The following is a 23199-nucleotide window of genomic DNA, read 5'->3' as shown; positions in this document are numbered from 1 at the left end:
ATTTTTAAGATCCCCTTTGAGATTTCTAAGGGGATCTTATCTTTATCTATGTTAATAGGCTCTCGATCTTGTTTATTGATGCTCTTATTATAATATTCCTCAGTTGTTCATGAGTAATTGAAAACTCAAAGTCTCTCTTAGATTTTTCGTCCTTTCTAAACTCTTTCATTCTGATTGATTCTAGAAATTTCTCTTCATTGGAATCACTGAATAATGAAGTATGGAATTCTAAACCGTGTGTGAATTCATTTCTTATTGAATATAAAATTCTCGATATAGTATCAATCGGCAATTCTGAACGTTTCTCATAAAATTTATCATCAATTATCGATCTTTTTAGATTTTTGGTAAGCAGAATGCGATCTTCATCATTTAAGTTAAATCTAAAAAAATTCAAGATGACTGTTAATTTGTCAACCTTTTCTGAATCAATATCAGGGTGAAGAATGTACTCATAGGATTCAATAAGGGACATCCACATAAATACTTGAAAACTTCTATTACCTGACTTATGTAAATAACAATAATCTGAAAAGAGAATTGACCGCGCCAATTGATTAACAATTCTTCTAGGATAAATATTTGATTCAGTTAGATCATAGCAACGGTTTAACAATTTCATTGCTATATCCCTGTCATTAAAGAAGCTTGTATAGAAGGAAATAAAATCCACATTAATTTGATGTTCCATTAAGCACTTTCCTTTCAGCTATTAAATGTGAGTGATCGTGTTTAATAATTTTCAAAAAATGACTGTAACATGAGCATAAGGTGACCTTAAGTTGAACAACATATGAAACAGTTTCCATGCTACTATGAGATTGTGGAAATCAGGCGAGAGTGACACGCACTGCTGCATCTATGGCGCTAACCGGGGCGTACTTCCCCTCGCTTTTCTATTTTGAATAGTGATCTACGATTAGTCCTCCTATGAATCCAATTGAAAGGACAATCATTATTCGTATCAATGCTTTTTTTAAAGTTTCTCTAAACATAAGACCTCCTCTGATTCGTTTTTTACAGTATAATCCATCAAATAGTGGGCGGATATGAAAGAGTTAGAGATTTTAAGGATTCGAGAGTCCTTACACCAGGAATGGTCGGAAATCGGGTTAAGTCTTTTTGACTCTCATTTTATGGGGGCAGTAAAATGGTCTTGTTCTCCTTTGTAACTAAGTCCGTAAAGATTTTAAGCAAAGAGCGTAGCGCATTTGCTGCGGATGCAGAGCGGACGCCACTTATCTGGTCCTGCTCAATGCACGGCGTAACTACATACATATTCCGAAGTCGCTCATTATTGGGCGGCTTTTTTATTATCAAAAAGGAGCTGAGACGGTCGTGAATATGAAGCTCAATAATCAGAATAAGCTGACGTCTGGAGTGATTGTTTTCTGCTGCAGTAAGTATTTTTACGTCCCTCAATTGGCTTTGGATGAAAACGAAGAGATATTCTGTACCAGTTGTAATAGTCCGATGTTGTTTAAGGGCAGTAACGAAGCCTGGTATATTCCTGGAAAGAAGGTGGATTTCTAATGGCGAAGAAACGAATTCAACATAAAGATCCGCCGTAGCAGCCGGCTAAGTGTAAAGGCTGCATGTGGGGTAGCTGGGAAGGAACAGCACAGTTTTGTACCAGAGTAGAGTGCCAGAAGGAAAAAAAATCTCAATGTCGAAATATGATACGGGAGGGTTGAAATATGGGAACAGAAAAAATAAGAGGAATAACTGAATTATTAGGCATAAATCCTGAATCACCAGTATTCTCTCTTATTGAGGGATCGGCTGACGCTTTACCTTACATCGGAAAAGTTTATAGTGCGTTTAAAACGCAAAGGCTTCAATTAAGGTTAAAGAGAGTTGAAGGACGACTGTCTAGTCTTTCATATTTGATGATCGAACAGGATAATAAACTCTTAGATGAGTTTATACGGAAAAAGGCATTTCCGGTTATATTAGATGAACTTTTTGAAGAACATGAAGAGGAAAAGATAGATCTTATCATTAATGGGCTTGAATACACTTACAAAAATGAAGTTAGAGAAGAAAGCAAGATGTTAGCATATTTTGATGTCTTAAGGGAAATGAGAGTTGATGAAATAAAAAAACTGTTAGAATTCAGTCGAGAATATTTAATTAATTTTAGACCGAGTATTGATCTTCAACTCTTTGACAGAGATGATAAAGAAGGAAGAGCAAAACATCGTGAGAATCAAGGATACAGCACATATATTGAAAATCATTTAGCGAAACTAGGACTCCTAGATGCCTCCAATGAAATTCAAAGAGCTGTCGAGATCATGTTTAAACAACTTAATGATCCAAATAATAACCCGATCATCCCAAAAACGGGAAAATTAATTATAGATAAAAAGTTAACTCAGTTTGGAGAGAACTTCATTAAATTTTTCGAGTTAACACAATTGATGAAAATTCCGGCCGAATAGCACCTTCGGGTGCTTTTTTCATGCCTGCAAACGACCTACTGTGAGCCGTTCTTAGGGTTTATATACAAGAACGTGCGTTTGTGTGTTGACGCGCAGAAAAGAGCAGGGAGGGCAGGTATTCTTCGTCTCTCGCTGAGTTTCTACCTACCCATTGATGAAAAACCAACTTAACTCAAATGGTTAATTTGCAATCATTGATAAGTAAGAAGGAAAAATTACACATAAGATAGAATTCACTCCTATAACATAAATTTAAAACTAAAGGAAGATGTTATATGAGTGAAGCCCATGAAGAAATTCTTAATAGTGGTATTTACGATAAAAAACGGTATGATCCAAGTAGTCATTGGAAATTAAACCGATTATTTGAGGGAGGATATACTTACGATTGTTTTTGTCCTATGTGTGAAAAGGAGAGCGTTTTTATAAAAAAGTTAATGGTTTCTGGCAAAGGCGTTACTTATATTCCTTTTATAAGTACTATTGATACAGGGGATTTTATATGTAAAAGTCTAACATTAAATTGTACTCGAAATGAAAAACATATTATAAGTTATTATTTCACGATATATAAACCCTCTATTCACTACTTAGAACTGACTAAAGTAGGACAGTACCCTTCAATGGCAGACCTCTGCAATTCAGATACGAAAAAATATTTGAATGTTTTAGGCAAGAGTAAGCACCACGAATTCAATAAAGCTATTGGTTTATTTGCTCATGGTATTGGAATAGGTTCAATTGTGTATTTAAGACGTATATTTGAAAACCTAATAGAAGAAGCGCACGAACAAGCTGTCCAAAACGTAGAATGGGACGAATTAAAATATTCTAAATTAAGTATGGATAAAAGAATATCTTTGTTAGGGGCATACCTACCAACATTTGTGCTCGAAAATCGAGTGATATATCCAATACTTAGCAAGGGCATACATGATTTAAGCGAAGAGGAGTGTAGAGAAGCATTCCCCGCTGTGAAAATAGCTATAGAGCTTATTCTTGATGAAAAAATCAAAGAACAAGAAGAGTTGAAAAAGAGATCTGCTGCAAGAAAATCTCTTGAAGAACTACATATAAGACATAAATAAGAATGTATATAGAAGTCACTCACAAAGAGTGACTTTTAATAATTTTAGGAGGATTATTATGGAGATAAGAATGATTCAAATTGACCAGCTCAATGCAGCTATCTATAACCCCCGCGTCGATCTTCAGCCCGGAGATCCGGAGTACGAGAAGCTTCGCCGCAGTCTGGACGAATTCGGCTATGTGGATCCGATTGTATGGAATGAGCAGACCGGCAATATGGTCGGTGGCCATCAGCGTTACAAGGTGTTGATCAATGAGAAAGGTTGTACGGAGCTAGCCGTATCGGTCGTTAACCTTGACCCAGAGCGGGAGCGGTTGTTGAATCTGGCGCTAAATAAGGTGTCCGGACGTTGGGATGATGAAGCCTTGGCGCAACTGTTGAGTGAACTGCAGGAAAGCGGATCAGATCTGGCGCTGTCCGGATTTGATGTAGGAGAAGCCGAGAGGTTAATTGCTGATTTCACTGAGCCGGCTGCTGATCAGCTAGGAGACTTTCAAAACCGTGAGTTAGATGTGAGTGAATTCGATGAGTCACGCTTTGACTGTAAATGTCCTCGTTGCGGATTCGTCTTTGATAAAGAGGACGCATCATGAGTCGTCCAGCATGGGATTGGCGACTATCAGATCTTTCCAACGTCCCGAAGAATGGGAGAACGGTATTCTCTTGTTTCTCCTGTGGCGGCGGATCCACGATGGGCTATAAGCTTGCAGGATACACGGTGCTGGGCAATGTAGAGATCGACCCACAGATGATGCGAATTTATCGGCAGAATCATAAACCGAAGTATCCCTTTCTCATGCCTATTCAGGATTTTAAGGCGCTGCCTAATTCAGAGCTTCCACCTGAGTTGTTTGACCTAGATATCTTGGATGGTTCGCCGCCTTGTAGCGTGTTTTCCATGGCAGGAGATCGAGAGGACAAGTGGGGTGGGGAGCATGCATTCCGCGAGGGACAGGCAGTGCAGCGACTGGATGATCTTTTCTTCGATTTCTTGGACGTTGCAGAGAAACTTCGACCTCGAGTAATTGTCGCTGAGAACGTTCGGGGAATGATGGTTGGTAAGGCTCGTGGGTTCGTTAGTCTGGTTTTGTCTCGATTTCGAGAGCTTGGGTATAATCCACAACTCTTTCTACTAAACTCGGCTACTATGGGCGTTCCTCAAAAAAGGGAACGTCTTTTCTTTATCGCTTCTCGGGAGGATCAAGAATTTCCATTGCTCCAATTGGATTTCAACGAGCCGCCTATACTATATGGAGATATTCGTAGTGGAGATGGATCTCTGATAAATCCAGACAGCAAGACATATACCCGCTGGCACAAACGACGTCCACCAGATTTGAATATGGGCGATGTGACTGAACGAGAAGAAGGGAAAATGAGCAACTTCAACACGATCCTGCTTAAAGATCAGAAGGTAGCGAACACTCTAGCCAGTTCATCTGTGTTTCTCCGGACGGATAAGCCGCGACACATCAGCGATATGGATGCTATTCGTATGCAGACGTTTCCTTCGGACTATGAATTTATGGATGCTAATGTGCAGTATGTATGCGGCATGAGCGTCCCGCCGTTGATGATGAAGAGGATCGCAGAACAGATCCATATGCAGTGGCTAGTTGAATAAACACACATATTCTATTATGTTGTAATTGTAACAAGGATTATTATAAAGGGATGGATGCAATGAGCTCTTATCTATATGGTGATATAATACCTGGTCTGAGTGTTGGTGATTTCAAAATTGGGTGTAGCATGGAAGAAGTATTGAACAAAGTATCTTTTGAGTATCATGTGGAATTTGGTGTTCACGAAGGAAGGGCTCATATAATTGAAGGAGATTGTATAAAATTCTTCTTTGATTTCGAAACAAAGAATCTGGTTCAAATTACTGTGTTTAGTGATTATAAAGGAAAATTTCAAAATTTAATTGGTATAGGAACTGTTCTATCTGAATTAAAAGACGTAGTGATTTATGAAGTTGATGAAGAGGATATGGATTGTAGTATTGAGTTTCCTGGGTATAATGGAATACGTATAAATACGGAAAAGTGGGATGATGATACTCCTATTAAGTTTATAAGTGTGTATGAAAGTAAAGGAATGCGATAATTTAAGGTGACCGCCTAATCATTGGGCGGTTTTTCTTTTGCTCAAATTAAAAGGAGGACGCGCTAACGTCCTCCCCATCACCCAGGGTATCCCCCGGCTGAGACAGCGGCGCGCCACGCGTGGCATTCTCAGACATCCGCTGTCTCGCATTCCATCATAACGGAAAGTCGGGGGGTACGTAAATGGGAACACAAGATGAAATTTTATTGCAGCACGAACTTGAAGTTATGGCTGGTATCCTGGAAAGCAAGGCGCAGTACCGTAAGATCGTTAAGGCTGGTATTGCTAAGTGGGTCAAGGACTTCCAGGACGGCCGAATTGAGGTTAAGACAGTGGATGACCTGAAGAAGCTGATTGAGATAGATATTGAGCTACAGAAAGATGAATTGTGATCTATAGTAATTCTATTGAAACTATTCTCTGTTATTATTGTTTGTAAAATTTAAAGGTAATGCTTTCCTTTTTGTCGAAACATGAGACGAGGTGAATAATATTGGATGAGTTAATCGATAAAATCGTCGCGTTTAGAGACGAAAGGAATTGGAGTCAGTTCCATAATCCCAAAGATCTTGCTATTTCATTGAATCTAGAGGCAAGCGAACTTCTTGAACTGTTTCAATGGAAAAGTAGTGAAGAGGCCGTTGATCAGAAAAGAGACGAGATTCAAGATGAGTTGGCAGACGTAATGTACTACGCCTTGCTAATGTGTCACGATCTTGGAATTGATCCAAGCCAGGTATTGCTTAATAAATTAAAGAAGAATGCTGATAAGTATCCTGTTCATAAAGCATTCGGATCTAATAAAAAATACACTGAACTATAGGGAGATTTCAATGCTTTATTACTTTACTGCCTGTGATAAAAATGCTAGAAAGCATTACGAAGATACAGTTGCTAAACCATATTTAATTGCCCCTCTTCTTGAGAAAATTGACCCTGCAGTACAAAATGAGCTGATGACTCAAGGCTTAGATCAACATGTTCATATGTGGGGAGCTGTACCAGGTCCTTCAAATAAAAAACGTTGGAGCAATCTTAAGGTCGGGGACGGGGTTTTGGTTTATGTCAAAGAGGGTTTTAGGTCCTACGCGAAGGTAGTAGCCAAAACAATCAACAGGGAAGTTGCTGAGTATATCTGGGGAACTGATAATGAAGATAGAACATGGGAGTATATTTACTTTCTTAAAGAAGTGAAGTCAGTTAATTTTTCAAAAGAAATGTTCTCATCGTTCTTTGGATATAAGACGAACTTTATACCACAAGGGTTCAGTAATATTGAAGAAACAAAATTTCAAATTCGTATGAAGAAATACCCGAACGTTGATGCATTAGTTAATGATTTGAATAATAACTTTTTAATGTCCGATGAAGATTTGGAAGATGGGGACTATCAGAACTCATTAGAAACTGACTTCAGAAAAGTTGAAGATAAACCAGAAGTTCCAAAAAAGAAGAAGAAACAAAGAATTTTAAATGGAGTCAAAGTATGGGATAGAGATCCTAAAGTAGCTCAGAGAGCAATTAAAAAAGCTCTATTTCAGTGTGAATTCGACATTAATCATAGTACCTTCATTTCAAGTGTGAGCAAGGAAAATTATGTTGAAGCTCATCATTTAATACCAATGAAATTTCAAAATGATTTTGAGAATGTATCTCTTGATACTGAAAGTAATATTCTTGCTTTATGTCCTAATTGTCATCGTATGATCCATCATTCTCGTCCCAAAGAGAAAAAGTTGCTGCTAAAAGAATTCTATGAAAAACGTAAAGATCAACTGCACAATCTTGGTATTGAGTTTTCTTTAGTAAATTTAATTAACTTTTATGGTATGAAATAATTCCTATTGTGAGCAGCTCTTAAATGAGCTGCTTTTTTGTTGGAGGTGAGGTGGTGATATGTAGATGGTCAGAGCACGAAGTCCCGAGAGGGACAAGGCAAGACAGATTTGGCTCGAGAGCGGCGGAACGATAAAGCTTAAGGACATCGCAGCTGCTCTTTTTGTTGGCGAAAATAAGGTGCGTAAATGGAAGTCAATTGACCATTGGGAAGAGAAGCTCAAAGGGAGCGTTTCATCTGAATCCAATGGGAACGTTCCAATTGAAATGAAAGGGAACCCTCCACATCGCGGCGCTCCCAAAGGGAACAAAAACGCAGTCGGTAATCGCGGCGGTGCTCCCCCAGGCAATCAAAACGCGAAGGGAAACAGCGGTGGTGCCGGTGGGCCGCTTGGCAACAAGAAGGCAGTCACCACAGGCGAGCATGAGACCATTTGGTTGGATGCACTAACCGAAACTGAACAGCAGCTCATCGATCAGGTGGACACTGACCCTATCATCCAGGCGAATGAATCCCTTTATCTTCTAACGATCCGTGAGCGCCGCATGATGCACCGGATCAAATCCCTGATGGATGGGTTATCCGAGACCGAGCGCAGTGTGCTCTATGAGATGAAGGCCATCAAGGAAGTCGCGGAGATCCATGATGAGAAGACAGGCATTACGAAGAAGATCCCACACAGTCGAAATGAAATGATGGAGTCGAAGATTGAAGAGAAGGGCTTTCGAAAGTTAGATGATATCGTGAAGCTGGAAGAAGCTCTGACTCGCATCCAAGATAAGAAGATCCGTGCTATCGAGCTCAAGAACCGGCTGACCGACGACGAGAAGCGTATCCGCATCGAAACCATGGAGTATGAGTTACAGATGCTTCGTGGCGGGGGTAAGGAAGACTTCGAAGACGATGGCTTTATGGATGCATTGAAGGGTCGAGCGGCGGAGGTGTGGAACGATGGCGAAGCTTAAACTCAAGCCGCCAGCGTTCAAATGGGCTCCATTCTCCAACAAGCAGCTTAAAGTGCTGACATGGTGGACACCTGAAAGCCCACACCACGATAAAGACGCAATCATCTGTGATGGTTCGGTCCGCGCCGGTAAGACGGTCTGCATGTCATTCTCCTTTATAGCATGGGGGATGGATACCTTCAGAGGAGAACAGTTCGGCATGTCAGGGAAGACCATTGGTGCGCTACGGCGTAATGTGGTCGGGCCTCTAAAGCGCATGCTGGCCAGCCGTGGGTATCACGTTCATGACAATCGATCTGAAAATGTACTGACTGTGACCCGAGGCTTAATAAGCAATCGGTTCTTTTTATTTGGTGGACGAGATGAAAGTTCCCAGGATCTGATTGCCGGGATCACACTGGCCGGGATGTTCTTCGATGAAGTGGCGCTCATGCCAAAGTCCTTCGTTGACCAAGCGACTGCTCGTTGTTCCGTAGATGGTGCCAAGCTCTGGTTCAACTGCAACCCTGCAGGACCATATCACTGGTTCAAAAAGGAATGGCTGGACCAGTTGCAGAAGAAGCACGCACTGCACCTACACTTCACAATGGAGGATAATCTCTCACTTTCTGAGCGTGTACGGGAGCGGTACCGTCGCATGTACAGCGGGATCTTCTATCAGCGGTACATCCTGGGGCTGTGGGTCATGGCCGAGGGAGTAATTTTCTCTAAGTTTAATGATGCAGTTCATAAGAAACCCCGAGACTGGTTCCCGGCCAAGTTTGATCGTAAATTCATTTGTATCGACTACGGGGCCAATAACCCGACGGCATTCTTGAAATACGGGGTCCGAGGGAACGTCTATTATGAAATCGATGAGTATTATCACAATATCCGCCATAAGGGTGAGAAAACGAATGGTGAATATGCGGATGACCTTGAGGCCTTCCTTGATGGTGATGAGTATTCAATCTTCATCGACCCATCAGCAAAGGCTTTTATTATTGAGTTGAAGAAGCGCGGGATTAACAATATCCGGGCTGCCGTGAATACCGTGCTCGATGGCATTCAGACAGTGTCCAACCGGTTCCAGCGCAATGAATTGTATATCTGTGCTAACAACACCAATTCCCTTCAGGAATTGGTGTCTTACGTATGGGACGAAAAGGCCGCCGAGCGCGGCGAGGACAAGCCCATCAAGCAAAATGACCATACCTGTGACGCGCGCCGGTACGGTATCCATACGGATTACTTGCTGCAGCGTGTGAAGCAGCGGAAAAAGGACAGAGAGGAGCGATCTGATCATGACGTGGGGTGGGTGTAAGGCATGAGTGACGAGGTACAGTGGTTCCAAATATCAAAAGCAGAGGACAGGCATATTCCCTCGAGTGCACAGCTACCGGATAGCTTTGAAAACCTATACGATCAGCACGGGCTGCTTCCGTTTCCACCTGGCAATGACCCTGCCTCCTGCAAACTACTGGTGAAAAACAGTAACATCATTCCGCAGTGCATCGAGGCGTACAAGCGAAACATTGCTGGATATGGTATTGCTTTGGAGTACCTCCCTGGTGAGAGTGATCAGACCGCGCAGGAGGAGTGGAACAAGGCAGACAAGTTTCTTGAGACTTGTAACCTAGAGGATACGCCAGATGAAATTATCGGCTCCTTGATTGAGGACATCGAGAGCAGCGGGAATGCAAATGTGGAGGTCGCCTGGCCTGCCGGCAGTGAGTTCCCGACACTCTACCGAATCAATCCGAAATTCGTTCGTTGTACCCGGGAGACGGATAAGGTGACGATCAAGCGTAAGCGGCTGATCCGGTCATCGAAGAAGGTAGAGGAATTCTCCCAAGATATCTATACCCGGAAGTATGCCATGAAGAGAGGGCAGTCCGTGGTGTGGTTCCGTCCATTTGGAACCGAAGGTCAAGGCAATCAGATTATTCCCTTAAAGCTTGGTAATGATGGTCCTTACGGTGAACCGCGTTGGTTTGGGAATGCACCAGGAGTGGTCGGAAGCCGGGAGGCAGAGGAGTTGAACGTTTCTTATTTTTCAAACGGCCGTATGCTCTCCATGCTGCTGACGGTGACTAATGGTCGGCTGACTAAGCAATCCATGGAGCTTTTGAAGAATGTAAAAGGTTCGCAGTCCCAGGGCGGCATTCTTTATCTGGAAGCCATCGGGGAAGAGACTGGCGGACCGTTGGATGAAAAGGTTGAAAAGGTGGCTATTAAGCTGGACAAGCTAAATGATTTGCTCCAGCAGGATGCCTTGTTTCTGGAATATGGGAAGGACAAGAAAGCCGATATCCTCTCCGCGTTTCGGCTGCCACCGATACTTGTCGGCCAAAGCTCCGATTACAACCGCGCTACGGCGCAAGCCGCACTGCGGTTTGCAGAGGAGCAGGTCTTTGAACCGTACCGCAAGTGGATCATGGACGAAATCTTTAATAAGCGTTTATTCCCGGCCATGGGCATCTTCCGCGTACGGGCAACTTTGCGTGGACCGCGTATTATTGATCCGGAAGACCGCAAGGCGCTGCTGGACTTTATCGCAGACCGAGGCATTATGTTGATCAGAGATTTAATCCCGATCGCTGAAGAGGTACTTGATACAACGGTCGATGAGTCAAAATACACTGATGAATATTTGGATACACCGATTGCTCAACTGATTAATAGTCAGCCTGCATTAACTGTGCCAGAACCTAACTCCGATGTGAACGATCTGCAGGAGCAGGTATCCACAATTGCTAAGCGTCTGCTGCGTCAGAGCCATGATGAGGTAGTCGGCCATGTGTAAGGAATGCTGGGAGCTCATCGCTAAAGCTGACGATACTGAGTTTCTGGACAGCCTGGAGTTGACCCATGCAGAGCGGACGGTGCTGGAGGAGTTGTACAAGCAGGGTGAAACCCGAATAGTTGAAATCCTTGAGCTGCAAGGGAAGGCTCTGCATAATGCAATCCTAGAACTCAGTGAGGAGCTGCTGATTGATATTGGTGAGCTTGGGAAGGTTCTGCTGTCGGTTCAAAGTGGGGATCTCTTTACAGTCCAGTTCGAGCAGGCGGTTTATGATGCCTTCACTCCTCTTTACCATTTGGCTGGCGAATCGGAGCTGACGGTGCTGAACACCAACAAGACCTGGTCCACAAAAAACAAGGCGGCATCCCGATTTGCGAAGAAACTCAAGAAGCTGGTACCAGATATGAACGGCACCAGTGCGGATGTCATGACCCGGGCTTTTCAGAAAGCTATTAAGGAGGGAAAAACACCCTCCGAGCGGGCGCTGCTCGTACGTGAGATCAGTGCGGCAGCCGCAAAAGGTGATGCCGGCCCATTCAACATGGAGCGGGCCATTACCGTTTCCCGGACCATGAGCACGGCAGCGGCTAACGGCGGTAAGATGGAGGGTTGGAAGCAATCCGAGGTGGTCACCGGTAAGAAGTGGAGGTCTTCCAAGGGCGATCGGACCCGTAAGACACATCGTAAAGCAAACGGCCAGGTGCAACCGTTGGATAAGCCTTTTGAAGTCGGTAAAAGCAAGCTGATGTTCCCCGGAGATCCATCTGGACGTGCCGAGGAAATTATCCGTTGCCGGTGTACGATGCAATCTGTAATGGAATGAAAAAGGAAATTTTCCAACTAATCTTCTTCTTTTAGTTAATATGAATTACAAAAAAAGTGGAGGGGATTATTTTGAATGAGGAATAGAAGACTGAGTAAATAGAGTAATAGACTGATGATGATTAAGCTAACGGGCAGGATTGCGTAATCACTTCGGCGAATACCTTAAGGCATGGCGAATCACGAAGTTCAGCGAAAAATACGTTATGTGAAATCATCGCAAAGTCAATATCTTATGGGGGATTATCATGATCGAAACAAAAAGATGTAGGTTAATCGGATTACAGGAAATCGATTTTGAAGATCTGAAAAAACTATATTCTAATCATCAAGTCCGAAAATACCTCGGGGGAGCTACCGATGATGAGATTTTACTAAGAAATAAGTTTAATGATGTATTGAAGAATTCGACTGATGCCTATTATTGGGTAATTAGATCAATAAACGATAATCAATTTATTGGACTTGTGACACTGACTAAATATCACGATGGATTGAATATTGAAGTATCCTATCAATTCTTACCAGAATGGTGGGGTTCTGGATTAGCTACAGAAGTAATCAAAACGATAATAGAATATTCATTTAATGAATTAGGTCTTTCAAGATTAGTGGCTGAGACGCAAACAGCAAATATTGCGTCCTGTAGACTTTTGGAAAGAGTAGGAATGAAATTGGAATGTAAACTTTATAGATTCAATGCGGAACAATCTTTCTATAGTATTAAACGACAAGTTTGATAATTCGAAGAAGGCGATGACATCACATACCCGTGTATTTATTACGCTAACGGGACACTATAGTTCAATAATGAGAGGGCTGCCGAGAGGTAGCCCTTTGTTCAACTAACAGGCAGGATTGCTTCATTTAATTGACGAATACTTTATTGTGAATATTTTAATAACGGGGGCAGGGTATGGAAATTAAGATACGAGAAATTATAGCAAACGATTATACTGAAGTTGTTTTCTTATGGAACAATGTACTTGGCGTTCATACTGTTACGGATGAGAACTTTCGCGTTAAGATGGAACAGATGAGAAAGGCAGGCAATTACAAAACGTTTGTAGCGTTACTTGAGAACCATGTTGTTGGTTTTATATCTAGCGTTCATGCATTAGCTGTAGGGTCTGCGAATGATTATCTGCATATAACCGGACTTGCTGTACATAATGATTTTCAGCGACATAAGGTAGGCACTAAACTGTTAAGATACACTGAAAATTATGCGAAAGATTGCGGAATATCCAGCATAATTCTATGCACCGGGATGAAGCGAACCGAGGCTCATGCTTTCTATGAACAAAATGGCTATGACAAAGATTCATACTGCTTTGATAAGTTTATTAAACTTGACTAATGAATAACTATTTTGCGTTAAACTAACGGGCAGTTTAGCTTAATAAACGCAACTATAATTAATAAGGATAAAATAGTTATAGATGATTATTATTACCATTATTATGCGAGAGCATGTTATTATCAAATATAAAATATTTAAGACAAGGAGCGGATTTCTCTTGAGTGGATATCGCTGGGATGATTGCCCTATAGAAATAAAGCTTCAGATAACAAATATATCAGATTTTTTAAATCATGCGTTGGGTGAAAACTTAATTGGAACATACCTTCACGGGTCATTATGTTTAGGTAGCTTTCAGCCTTCCCACAGTGATTTAGACATGATTGTAATCACTAAACAACCATTAACTGCTCCTCAAAGGCTACATTTAATGAATGGGTTCTTAGCTTTACATAAAAAGCCGTCACCAATCGAGATAAGTATTCTGTGCTATTCAGACCTTAATCCTTGGAGACACCCTACCCCTTATGAGTTTCACTTCAGTGAATATTGGAGACCAAAATTCGAGGTCATTTCTAGTGAAAATGATTTGGCATTCTGGGATATTAAGGAGATTTATACAGATGGAGATATTGCTTGTCATGTAACTTTAATTAACCAAAGTGGTATTTGTATCTATGGTCGAGCCATCAGTGAAATATTCCCAGTAGTACCTGAAAAAGATTTCTGGGATTCTATTTTTTGGGGAATAGAATATTTCAGCAAATTAGATGGAGAACTTTTAACTACAGGAATCCTCACACTTCTGAGAATTTGGTCTTATAAAGAAAAAAAAGCGATATATTCAAAAGCACAAGCTGGTGAGTGGGCTGTTGGGTTAGTCCCTTCAGAATACCGTGACATCATTGAAAATCTTGTAGATGTTTATAACGATAAAGCTAAGAAAAAAGACTTCTCAGAGACAGATTTAAATAATTTAAGGCATTATGTAATAAATCAAATCAAGGAACCATTATTGAGCTAACGGGACACGATAGCTCAATAATTTCACGAATACTCTACATATAGAGTTATTTAAGAAGTTCGTTAATAATCCGTTATATGAAATCACAATAAAACCAAATTGGATGGTGAAAAGATTTGAAAGAAAGAATTATATTATCTCAGGCAACTTTAGACGATGTAGAATTCATTGTTGATAAAAAAACTTGCACTTCTTTATGGCACTTCGAAGATTCTATTTCATCCGATAAGGAAGAAGTTAGGAAGAATGTAGTAGAAAAAATTAATAGTGATTGGTATAAACAATACATAATAAAGCTTGATGATCCAAATAAAACACCTATAGGAGAACTGCATATTCATTGGTATGTAAAAGAGCGTGAAAGTTGGGAAATTGGTTATTGTATCTTTCCTGAATATCGAGGGCATGGATATTCTGTAGAAGCTGCAAAAATAGCGTTGAAGTATGCTTTTGAAGATTGGAATGCGCATAAAGTGGTTGCTATGTGCAATGAATTCAATATCGCTTCATACAAGGTGTTGGAAAGGACAGGAATGGTCAGAGAAGGGGTATTTAGAGAAGAACTATCCTGGCAAGGTAAATGGGTAAATCAATTCTTTTACAGTATACTGGACAGTGATTATCGAGAAATGAATCTGTAAGGGCGGATGTGTTTGAAAAGTGATTTTACACTAGTTTTTTGAAGGAAGCTTCTTAGCTGCCGCTTTCCGAGCGTTGAAGCATATCATATTAAGCTAACTGGGAACGTTAGTTCAATGAAACAGCGACAGTCTAGGACATTATTTTCACGTCCTTTGCTGTCGCTGTTTCAATTTCTAGGGTCAGTCTATTATTTATTTAAGAAATTTTGAAGCCATTACAATTCAGAATCTGCAAGGAGTCATCTAATAATAGCTTCTTTTTTATTGAAAGGAGGTGAGAACAGAATATGAGCTATAAACTGAAAGATGCTAAAATCACGCATATCTCTCTGGTTGACAAGGGCGCTAACGGCGTGCCGTTTGCCATCATCAAGTCTGCCGGGAAGAATGCCATCCAGAAACAGGTGCAAATCGCTAAGATTGATGATGATAAGCGGATTGTCAAAGGTGTTGTGTATCAGCCGGATGTGGCAGACGCTCATGACGATCAAATGGATGAAGTCGAAATTGAGAAGGCTGCACATCTCTTCATGGAGAAGCAGCATACCTACAACATCGACAAGCAGCATGATCTCGAGGTCGATAAGGGTTTTGTCATTGAGTCATACATTGCTCCTTGTGACATGACGCTTGGTGAGCAGCAGATTGCGAAGGGCTCCTGGGTTGCAGCTGTGAAAGTCACTGACGACGATACTTGGGAAGACATCAAAAAAGGCGAGATAACTGGCTTTTCAATGTGGGGTGTAGGTAAGCGGGAAGAGATCGAGGAGGAAGAGGAGGTATCCAAGGGAATCTTGAGCCGAATAGCTAAAGCGCTGGGCCTGATCGAAAAGGGTGCGGTCGCTGATAAATACCATAAGAACCGGAAGAACCGAGAATTTTGGGCGGCGCAGGATGCCCTCAACTCGGTTCTTTTTAATTGGGACAGTTATAACAGCGGGATGGAAACCGATGCGGAGACCATTCGGGAGGCGCTGCAGGATTTTGTGGACATTGCTGAGGACGTGTTGACCAAGGAGGATATCGTGAAAGCTATCGGCGCACCGCCTGAATCCATTGCGAAAGCTGGCAAGAAGATTTCTGCCGGTAACCTGAAACATGTGGACGATGCCATTGCTGCATTGAACGAACTGAAAAATAAAACTGCTCCTGTAGAACAAGAGCCAAAGGAGGAAGACGATTTGAAAGCTGAAGATATTGCCAAGGCCGTTACGGCCGCAATGGCCCCGATCGCCAAGCAGGTAGAAGGCCTGACAGCAGAAATTGCGGATCTTAAGAAAGAGGAAGGTTTCGACGGTGAGCAACCTGCAGGTGGTGGTGCTCCAGTTAATACCGCAGAAGAGACTGCAATTACCGACGCCATTGCCAAGGCTCTTGAACCGCTGAGTCAGCAGATGCAGACGCTGGCAGCTGACGTGCAGTTGGTAAAGAATAGCCGTGGTGCTTCCGCGCAAGGTGATGAAGAAGAAATCAGCAAATCAGAAGGCGCCGTTAGTTTCGGACGCTTCCTGTAATTTGAAGGAGGAATGCAAATCATGAGAACAAACGGTAACATCGCTAGTACGAGCATTCGTAAATCAACCATCGTTACACCAATGGACCAAAATGCCTTGAACTATGAGGAAGTTGAAGCTTTCACAGATATGGCATATGAGGCAAACGGCTTCTTGAAAGGCATTCGGCATGAGAACCGTAAGAGCTCCAAAGGAACCATTGATAAAGTTGGTGTACGGGGCCGGAACATGCGCAGTAAAAAAGAGAATATCATGGCGTCCAACACGCCTGGTCTGACCTTTCCACAGATCCCTTATTCAGTTGAGCCGGTAATTGTTCCATTTGATATTACCGAGGAATTTATTCGCCAAACTCAGCGGGTACGTGGCCAAAACGCAGAGGATATCATCATGCGTGCTATGGCAAACAACTACGGTGAGAATATGCAGGACATCGGTTTTAATGGTGATACGGCAACTCTGAACACTGACCCGGATTATGAGTTTTTGAGCATAAATGACGGTTGGTTGAAGAAGGCACGTACCACTGGTCATTACTTAGATTGGAAGACACTTTCGGCTAAAGAGAAAACAGGGATTTTGTTTGAGGTCGAACGTGCGATACCAACCCGTTATCGTGCTGGTGGGGTATTTAAATACTTTATGCATCCAAATACCTTCAGCGAGCGACTTCAGATGCTGGCTGAGAAGGACACTAGCGCATCTATTCAATTGCAGATCTTGGGGGGCACGAAGAAAGTCAACGCTTATGATGTTGAAGAGGTCTGGAGTATGCCAGAAGGAGCGATTCTCTTCACATATCAGCCGAACTTTGCGATGGTCCATACTTATGACATGCAGATTCGGAAGACTACTGAGGGCAAGGAGGCAATCTGGACTGATAAGCGCTTTTACGCAATTCATTCTGACTATGATTCTATTTTTGAAGAGCCACAAGCTCTGGCCTATGTGGAAGGGGTGGAATTCTAATGGCATACGTAACCTACCGAGGTAAGAACGCCTCACTTCGGCTGTATAGTATTCGTTTTGAGCCGGCTAAGCCGGTACTGGTGGAAGATTCAGTTGTGCTGGAAAAACTGCATGAGCATCCTGATTTTGAGGTCAAAGCGGAAAAGATCATTCCGTTGGAGGATTTGTCGGTGGTGCAGCTGAAGGACAAGGCGAAGAAAGCCGGAATTGAAGGTTTCACGGATATGAAGAAGCCGGATTTGATCGCCGCCCTGAAGGCACTGGAAGGCGGCGGTGTGCCGGATGCTGACAGCGACACTCCTTAAGAGCCGTAGCCGCGTCAGTACCGTGCAGGAGGCTACTGGTGAACAGCTTGAGCAGTATATTGATGATGCACTGACCCGGATCGAGTTGTATTTACCTGTTCCTTTTCCAGAGGTGGCAGACAAGCAGCTCATATTGGCCTGGGTGAAGCTTGCGGAGTCACTGGCGTTGCAGGACAGTGAGGAATACCTGGCTTCCGTCGCCCGTGGATACTCAGCGGAAAGTGACGGTGCTTGGACATACACCCGACAGGCAGTTGAAGGGAAGACCACAGGCAATGCTGATGTGGACTCTATTCTCTTCCTGTGGGTCAAGAAGCAGCAGTCCGGGCCGGATGATGGGAACATCACGGCCTATTTGCTATGAATCACCGCATGAATACTCCGCTGGCCGTATACCGGGTCGGCCGCAAACAGGATGCGGACAACTTATTCAGCGATCGGAAGGCGGGTAAGGTCGCAGATCTGAACTGTTTCGTTGTTAAGACGCAAACTGATGCCAAGGCAGAATCCACTCCTGTCATATACATTATCAAAAAGACAATTGGTGTTCCAAAGGTAGCAGACGTCCGGATCAGCGACGAAGTGTTGTTGTTCGGGCGTAAGTATCTGGTAATAGACTCTAACCCGCGCCGTTACTGGCGTGAGTTATTGGTGACTTGCGAGGTGATAGGCAGTGAGCGTGCATGATTTTGACGGACTCGCGAAGAAATTCAAGAAGCTGAGTGATGAAGGGGTTAGTCAGATCCTTAAGAACATTGCTGAGGCTGTGGGCGAAACACTTTTGAACCTGGTCATCGATGAGATTGATAAACAGGATCTGATTGACACTGGATTGATGTGGAACTCCTTTACTCGTGGAGAGGACAATAATATTTGGGAATGGGATATTGACCGCAATTCTATTACTATCGAAGTCGGTTCCAACCTTCCTTATGCGCGCCATCTCAATGATGGATACACCATCCGTAAAGCACATTATGTTCCTGGATTCTGGAAGGCAAATGGTCAGTTTGTATATGATCCGGCTGCAAAGACAGGGTTTATGGCGAAACCTCGTGTCTTCATTGGTCGACAATACTTTGACATCGCTGTGAAGGAGCTGGAAGGCGGTATGAACGCACTGATTATGAAGCGGCTGGAGAAAGAGCTGGGGAGGATGCTGTCATGATGGATGTGGGATTGAAAGCCTGGGCAGAACTCGTGCAGCGGATATATCCGGAGCTGCCGATTTTTCGAGATCGTTCCCTTTGGCTAGCAGGGCAGTTTGATCGTCCGAGTGTGTTCATTGAGACGGATCTTGTCTCTGACAAGGCTCATACGCCGCGGGCAGACCGAATCATTGAGGATGTAGGGTTAGTCTTTCATTACGACATCGACCGTAGTGTGGCAGAGGAAGACGGGGAGCCTATTCCCATAGACTTATCACCCTTCTTCCTTTACCTCCGCCAGCGACGGTTCTGTGTGGTTTCGCAGCGCTTTGGAATCATGATGGTGATTGAGGCTCCACGTACTCGGCCGCAGAATGATCGGATGGAAGTTACGTTTCGATTTTCATATCTGATTCACGTTCCGAAACTCATAATTAAAGATGACGGGCAATCTGTTCAGAAGATTAATGAATTTTGTATTGATCCAGGTTGTTTTAAAGTTTGATTCTGTTGTTAAGCTAGCGGGCAGTTTAGCATAAATAAGATCTATAATCCATTAGAAGTATTTAGAATTTCAATAACCATTTTCTAAGACTATCTTCGCTATGCTCCTGCTAATCTCATCAACTGGTCTAAAAATATTGCTGAGTACAATTATCGTTAGATCTTCATCCACATAGTGCAGACAAATTGAACAAAACCCATGAATTCCCCCGCTATGGCCAACAAGCTGGCCATAAGGACTTGTCTGGATTACTAATCCATAGCCATATTGAAAATCCGATGCTTCAATATGAGGAGTTAGCATCAGTTGTCGTGACTGTTCAGATAATAAAATATTTGATCGAAGCGCCCCTAGTAGATGATGCATGTCCCGGGCTGTGGAGAGGATCCCTCCAGTAGCGAAAGTGTTGTTCATATTTACAAATGGAGCATTTTGTAATAGACCTTCTTGACTTTCCTCATAACCGAAGGCTCTATGCATGACTATCTTTGCGGGGTCATTCATGTAAGTGCTCTGCATATTAGCTGGAACAAAGATATGCTCTTTGAAGTATGCTTCCAAGGTGAGTCCTGTTACTTGTTCGATAATCATCCCTAGCAGAAAGTAGCCTGAGTTACAGTAACTGAATTGTGTACCTGGTTCAAATGCGAGTGGCTTGTTAGAAAACAAATTCAGAATATCACTTTGGCTCCAATCGGAAGCTAGCCACGATTTAAGTTCTGACTCCGGCATACTGTTGATAAATTCGAAAATCCCGGAGGAATGCGTAAGTAAATGGTGTATAGTTATGATTTCGCTACTGGTCTGGTAGGGGAAGTATGGAGAGATCGGCTCGTGTATTGAAATTTTCCCTTGCTCGGCTAACTGCAGAATGGCAATTGCAGTAAAAGACTTCGTTATCGAGCCGATTTTAAATACCGTGTTGGTGTCGTTGTCGATGTCATGCTCGTAAATTGCTTTACCATAGCCCTTATTAAATATGATTCTACCGTTCTTCGATGCAAATACGATACCTGCAAACAGCCGATTGTTTTCAAGCCTTGTTAGATATTGGTTGATATGAGTTACAACATTCATGTCGGGCCATTCACCCCCAGTGTAAGAACTATATTTTGATAAGGCTCTGAATAAACGGCTTTACTTCTGGTGGCGCTTTTAATATACCGAACAGCTTTACCTTACCGAAAGTCTGCCTGGCCAGTTCGATTGTTACATCGTCTGCAACGACTAAAGCGCCGATTAGTTTGATGTCTAAAATCTTCCCAGCTTCAGAAAGTTCTTCGAGACGTTCTCTGCTAAATTCGAGAACACCCATAACGAAGAAACGTTCATTGCTGTAATGCTTAACCTCAGCTTGATGAGTTTGTAACTGATTACGGATAGAAATTCGTATAAAATCCGTACGATTAGAATAAAAACCCTGGTCAACCAGTAAATCGATTTGTCCTAAATCGACAGGCCCTAGATTAATTGTTATTTTTTCAGATTCAGCCAATACCATCCCTCCACCTTCCATATGGATGGTATTATACAACCAAGTGAGTGGTAAGGCAATAAATTGTTTTTATCTATATTGTTCTGCTATTGAGCTAACGGGACACGATAGTACGGCATTAACCGCCCAAGGAGAGGCAGTTTTTCTTTTGGTCAGAAAAAGGGAGGAGCACTAAAATATGAACATAAAAAAACAGATTCGCCAACCTACTAATGTTGTTCTTGATACCCTGAACAATCGAAGCAAGAAGGAATGGATTGAGAGCGCAGTAGTTTTGAAGCGGGAACGCTTCGAGATTGCAGGCGCTCTTTTTGATTGTGAAGATGATGCCCTGCTGTCTCAGCAGGAAGTTATTCAAAAGGTGCAGGCCTATTTGGGACTGAAAACAAAGGAGGAAACAGTGAATGTCGATACAAAGGAATAGACCAGGTGCATATGTGGAGCTGCAGGCGGTTGCGAAGTCTCGTATCCTATCAGTATCTGGCCGTGTTTTGGTACCGTATCAAGCGGAGTGGGGATTGCCAAATAAAGCAGTGGATATGGCGGATCAGTCCGAGCGTTTCAAGGAATCTGGCCTACTTGTAGATGAGTTGGAACTGGCTGCAGAGAATGGCGCAACGGTAGTGGGTTATAGGGTTACGAATGGAAATGAGGTAGCTGCCTCGGTTGCTGTAGCTAGTAGCTACACTATAGAAGCTCGTTATCCAGGTACTCGTGGAAATGATTTTGAGTATCTTATTCGAGCTAGCCTGGTAGATTCAACAAAGAAAGAGATTGTCATTCGGGATACGAAAGGTATCTATGATACTGAGACGTTCTTGGTCGCTGATAAAACTGAAGCTATCAATGCTCTGAAAAAGTCTAACATGGTGCGTTTTAAGGACACAGGCGCAACGGTGTTGGCTGATGTTGCCTACACGAAGTTAGCCGGTGGAATCACCGGCACTGCAACGATTACGGCAGCCAATTGGAGCGGTATTTTTAATCGGATTGATGGTTTAGTGTTTGATGTCGTGTACTTGCCTTCTTCTGAAGCTTCGGTTCAGGCAGCCGCGAAACAATGGTTGCTGGATCGCCGCACCAAGGCTCGCAAGCTTGCACAGCTGGTCATTGCAGGGGCATTGGAAACTGATGATGACATTGAAGATCATAATACGCGCAGTCGCGCGGCCAATGCCCGGTTTATCATCAATTGCTCTTTGGCTGGTGAACACACCAATGGTAAGACCTATGGTTCTCTTCACTGGGCAGCATGGGTGGCTGGGCTTGTAGCTGGAACACCGGCGAATAAATCATTTACGGGTGTTAAGGTACCAATGACTGAAGCTCTAGTGGACTGGAGTCATAGCGAAGTTTTGAAGGGGTTGGCCGAAGGCACACTGATGGCTACCCGCGACGGTTACGACTATATTATTGAGTCGGCAGTGAACACATTGACCACACTTGGGGCAGGGGAACGGGAGGACTTCGGTAAGATTCGAGTTTCCATGACGATTGACCAAATCCTGAATGACATCTACGCTGCTGGCAAAGCAAACAAGGCAAAGTTGGACAACGACAAGGATGGTCGGGGGATGTTTATCGCAGCGGTAGTCAGTTATCTGAAGACACGTGCTGAACAAAAGGCGATTGGCTCAGAATTTACATTTACCGAGCATCCAACGAAGATCAGTGACATGGATTATGCTTACTTCTCCCTGTCGGCAAAACCGCTGGACGCGATTGAAATCTTCAATATTGATTGGGAGGTGGCGTAAAAGATGGAACGCGAACTTATTGGCCGTAATTTATCCGTGCAGGATGACAATGGCGACTCGATTCAGACCATTAAAGAAGTAGAGGTTATTCTGAAGCCAGAAACATTGGATATTATCCGTGCTCGGAAGATGTCTAAGACGAAACAGATTGTCGGGTATGAGATCACCGTAAAGCTGGTTATGTCAAAATTGGAGTCCTCTCTTCGTTACCGGCTCTTGGCTGATTTCAAAGCGGGTAAGACGATGTTCCTGGACCGGATCACCGGCTCTCTTGAGGACATGCAGACGGGTAATGTAGAACGAGTGATGATCAGCGGTGTGCATATTCATGATGAAATGGATTTGCTGGTTGCCAAGATTGACGACAACAATGGCATCGATATCACACTTTCTGGTACGGCGAATGATTTTGATTTTATTGAACAGTTTCCGGATTATATGGCATAGGGACGGGTAACCGTCTCTTTTTCTTTATTTCATATCGAT

At 43.0% G+C, this 23199-nt stretch carries 30 protein-coding genes; 27 read left to right on the top strand and 3 right to left on the bottom strand.

Translation table 11 applies throughout. The features are described 5' to 3' along the window. Positions 1-46: 46 nt before the first annotated feature. Positions 47-691, bottom strand: coding sequence for a hypothetical protein (locus NST34_RS17305; RefSeq protein WP_341128401.1), 645 nt, complete (start codon positions 689-691; stop codon positions 47-49). A 647-nt stretch (positions 692-1338) separates the two neighbouring features. Between NST34_RS17305 and NST34_RS17300 the strand changes: the two genes are divergently transcribed. From NST34_RS17300 to NST34_RS17185, 24 genes are all read left to right on the top strand, one after another. Then, positions 1339-1533, top strand: a complete 195-nt coding sequence (locus tag NST34_RS17300) for a hypothetical protein (protein WP_341128400.1) — start codon at positions 1339-1341, stop codon at positions 1531-1533. Between the two features lie 164 nt (positions 1534-1697). Continuing rightward, on the top strand, positions 1698-2444 hold the full coding sequence (locus NST34_RS17295; RefSeq protein WP_341128399.1) for a hypothetical protein: 747 nt from the start codon (positions 1698-1700) through the stop codon (positions 2442-2444). Positions 2445-2719: 275 nt separating this feature from the next. After that, on the top strand, positions 2720-3532 hold the full coding sequence (locus tag NST34_RS17290; RefSeq protein ID WP_341128398.1) for a hypothetical protein: 813 nt from the start codon (positions 2720-2722) through the stop codon (positions 3530-3532). Between the two features lie 58 nt (positions 3533-3590). After that, positions 3591-4127 (top strand): transcriptional regulator, encoded by a 537-nt coding sequence (locus NST34_RS17285; protein ID WP_341128397.1) that lies wholly within the window; start codon positions 3591-3593, stop codon positions 4125-4127. Next, positions 4124-5158, top strand: coding sequence for a DNA cytosine methyltransferase (locus NST34_RS17280; protein ID WP_341128396.1), 1035 nt, complete (start codon positions 4124-4126; stop codon positions 5156-5158). The genes NST34_RS17285 and NST34_RS17280 overlap by 4 nt, the downstream gene beginning before the upstream one ends. 50 nt (positions 5159-5208) lie before the next feature. After that, positions 5209-5643, top strand: coding sequence for a hypothetical protein (locus NST34_RS17275; RefSeq protein WP_341128395.1), 435 nt, complete (start codon positions 5209-5211; stop codon positions 5641-5643). A gap of 182 nt (positions 5644-5825) precedes the next feature. Further along, on the top strand, positions 5826-6035 hold the full coding sequence (locus tag NST34_RS17270) for a hypothetical protein (protein WP_341128394.1): 210 nt from the start codon (positions 5826-5828) through the stop codon (positions 6033-6035). Between the two features lie 101 nt (positions 6036-6136). Beyond that, the gene (locus NST34_RS17265) at positions 6137-6466 is read left to right on the top strand and encodes a nucleotide pyrophosphohydrolase (RefSeq protein ID WP_341128393.1); all 330 of its coding nucleotides are present in this window, start codon (positions 6137-6139) and stop codon (positions 6464-6466) included. Between the two features lie 10 nt (positions 6467-6476). Continuing rightward, positions 6477-7481, top strand: coding sequence for an HNH endonuclease (locus NST34_RS17260; protein WP_341128392.1), 1005 nt, complete (start codon positions 6477-6479; stop codon positions 7479-7481). A 64-nt stretch (positions 7482-7545) separates the two neighbouring features. Then, positions 7546-8445 (top strand): phage terminase small subunit, encoded by a 900-nt coding sequence (terS, locus tag NST34_RS17255; protein WP_341128391.1) that lies wholly within the window; start codon positions 7546-7548, stop codon positions 8443-8445. Next, a complete protein-coding gene (locus tag NST34_RS17250) occupies positions 8432-9748 on the top strand; it encodes a PBSX family phage terminase large subunit (RefSeq protein ID WP_341128390.1) in 1317 nt (438 codons plus the stop codon). The genes terS and NST34_RS17250 overlap by 14 nt, the downstream gene beginning before the upstream one ends. Before the next feature lie 3 nt (positions 9749-9751). After that, positions 9752-11230: a phage portal protein gene (locus NST34_RS17245; RefSeq protein ID WP_341128389.1), complete on the top strand. Its 1479-nt coding sequence runs from the start codon at positions 9752-9754 to the stop codon at positions 11228-11230. Beyond that, positions 11223-12053 (top strand): phage minor head protein, encoded by an 831-nt coding sequence (locus NST34_RS17240; protein WP_341128388.1) that lies wholly within the window; start codon positions 11223-11225, stop codon positions 12051-12053. Before NST34_RS17245 ends, NST34_RS17240 begins: the two co-directional genes overlap by 8 nt. 247 nt (positions 12054-12300) lie before the next feature. Beyond that, a complete protein-coding gene (locus NST34_RS17235; protein WP_341128387.1) occupies positions 12301-12792 on the top strand; it encodes a GNAT family N-acetyltransferase in 492 nt (163 codons plus the stop codon). A gap of 176 nt (positions 12793-12968) precedes the next feature. Continuing rightward, positions 12969-13412, top strand: a complete 444-nt coding sequence (locus NST34_RS17230) for a GNAT family N-acetyltransferase (protein WP_341128386.1) — start codon at positions 12969-12971, stop codon at positions 13410-13412. A gap of 160 nt (positions 13413-13572) precedes the next feature. Next, the gene (locus NST34_RS17225; protein WP_341128385.1) at positions 13573-14379 is read left to right on the top strand and encodes an aminoglycoside adenylyltransferase domain-containing protein; all 807 of its coding nucleotides are present in this window, start codon (positions 13573-13575) and stop codon (positions 14377-14379) included. Between the two features lie 116 nt (positions 14380-14495). Beyond that, positions 14496-15020: a GNAT family N-acetyltransferase gene (locus tag NST34_RS17220; RefSeq protein WP_341128384.1), complete on the top strand. Its 525-nt coding sequence runs from the start codon at positions 14496-14498 to the stop codon at positions 15018-15020. 287 nt (positions 15021-15307) lie between these two features. Continuing rightward, positions 15308-16534, top strand: coding sequence for an XkdF-like putative serine protease domain-containing protein (locus NST34_RS17215; protein ID WP_341128383.1), 1227 nt, complete (start codon positions 15308-15310; stop codon positions 16532-16534). A gap of 21 nt (positions 16535-16555) precedes the next feature. Beyond that, a complete protein-coding gene (locus tag NST34_RS17210; RefSeq protein ID WP_341128382.1) occupies positions 16556-17503 on the top strand; it encodes a major capsid protein in 948 nt (315 codons plus the stop codon). Next, a complete protein-coding gene (locus tag NST34_RS17205) occupies positions 17503-17808 on the top strand; it encodes a Rho termination factor N-terminal domain-containing protein (RefSeq protein ID WP_341128381.1) in 306 nt (101 codons plus the stop codon). The genes NST34_RS17210 and NST34_RS17205 overlap by 1 nt, the downstream gene beginning before the upstream one ends. Continuing rightward, on the top strand, positions 17786-18172 hold the full coding sequence (locus NST34_RS17200) for a hypothetical protein (RefSeq protein ID WP_341128380.1): 387 nt from the start codon (positions 17786-17788) through the stop codon (positions 18170-18172). The genes NST34_RS17205 and NST34_RS17200 overlap by 23 nt, the downstream gene beginning before the upstream one ends. Beyond that, entirely contained in the window at positions 18169-18495 is a 327-nt protein-coding gene (locus tag NST34_RS17195; RefSeq protein ID WP_341128379.1) for a hypothetical protein, read from the top strand. The genes NST34_RS17200 and NST34_RS17195 overlap by 4 nt, the downstream gene beginning before the upstream one ends. Then, entirely contained in the window at positions 18482-18976 is a 495-nt protein-coding gene (locus NST34_RS17190; RefSeq protein ID WP_341128378.1) for an HK97 gp10 family phage protein, read from the top strand. Before NST34_RS17195 ends, NST34_RS17190 begins: the two co-directional genes overlap by 14 nt. Continuing rightward, the gene (locus tag NST34_RS17185) at positions 18973-19461 is read left to right on the top strand and encodes a hypothetical protein (RefSeq protein ID WP_341128377.1); all 489 of its coding nucleotides are present in this window, start codon (positions 18973-18975) and stop codon (positions 19459-19461) included. The genes NST34_RS17190 and NST34_RS17185 overlap by 4 nt, the downstream gene beginning before the upstream one ends. 69 nt (positions 19462-19530) lie before the next feature. On the opposite strand, the gene NST34_RS17180 is transcribed toward NST34_RS17185, so the two are convergent. Together NST34_RS17180 and NST34_RS17175 are read right to left on the bottom strand one after the other, a co-directional pair. Beyond that, complete coding sequence (locus tag NST34_RS17180; RefSeq protein WP_341128376.1) at positions 19531-20538, bottom strand: serine hydrolase domain-containing protein; 1008 nt, start codon at positions 20536-20538, stop codon at positions 19531-19533. A gap of 28 nt (positions 20539-20566) precedes the next feature. Continuing rightward, positions 20567-20956, bottom strand: coding sequence for a CopG family transcriptional regulator (locus NST34_RS17175; RefSeq protein ID WP_341128375.1), 390 nt, complete (start codon positions 20954-20956; stop codon positions 20567-20569). A gap of 178 nt (positions 20957-21134) precedes the next feature. On the opposite strand from NST34_RS17175, the gene NST34_RS17170 reads away from it, so the two are divergent. From NST34_RS17170 to NST34_RS17160, 3 genes are read left to right on the top strand one after another with little or no spacing between them, the layout of a single operon-like run. Beyond that, the gene (locus tag NST34_RS17170) at positions 21135-21380 is read left to right on the top strand and encodes a hypothetical protein (RefSeq protein WP_341128374.1); all 246 of its coding nucleotides are present in this window, start codon (positions 21135-21137) and stop codon (positions 21378-21380) included. Next, positions 21361-22713, top strand: coding sequence for a phage tail sheath subtilisin-like domain-containing protein (locus tag NST34_RS17165; RefSeq protein ID WP_341128373.1), 1353 nt, complete (start codon positions 21361-21363; stop codon positions 22711-22713). Before NST34_RS17170 ends, NST34_RS17165 begins: the two co-directional genes overlap by 20 nt. A gap of 3 nt (positions 22714-22716) precedes the next feature. Further along, on the top strand, positions 22717-23160 hold the full coding sequence (locus tag NST34_RS17160; protein WP_060622117.1) for a phage tail tube protein: 444 nt from the start codon (positions 22717-22719) through the stop codon (positions 23158-23160). Positions 23161-23199: the final 39 nt, after the last annotated feature.

Origin of the sequence: Paenibacillus sp. FSL H7-0714, assembly GCF_038003765.1 — a bacterium.
In the GTDB taxonomy this organism is placed as follows: Bacteria; Bacillota; Bacilli; order Paenibacillales; family Paenibacillaceae; genus Paenibacillus_AQ.
The sequence above is the reverse complement of the archived record's forward strand: the minus strand, read 5'-3'. Positions and strand labels throughout refer to the sequence as shown.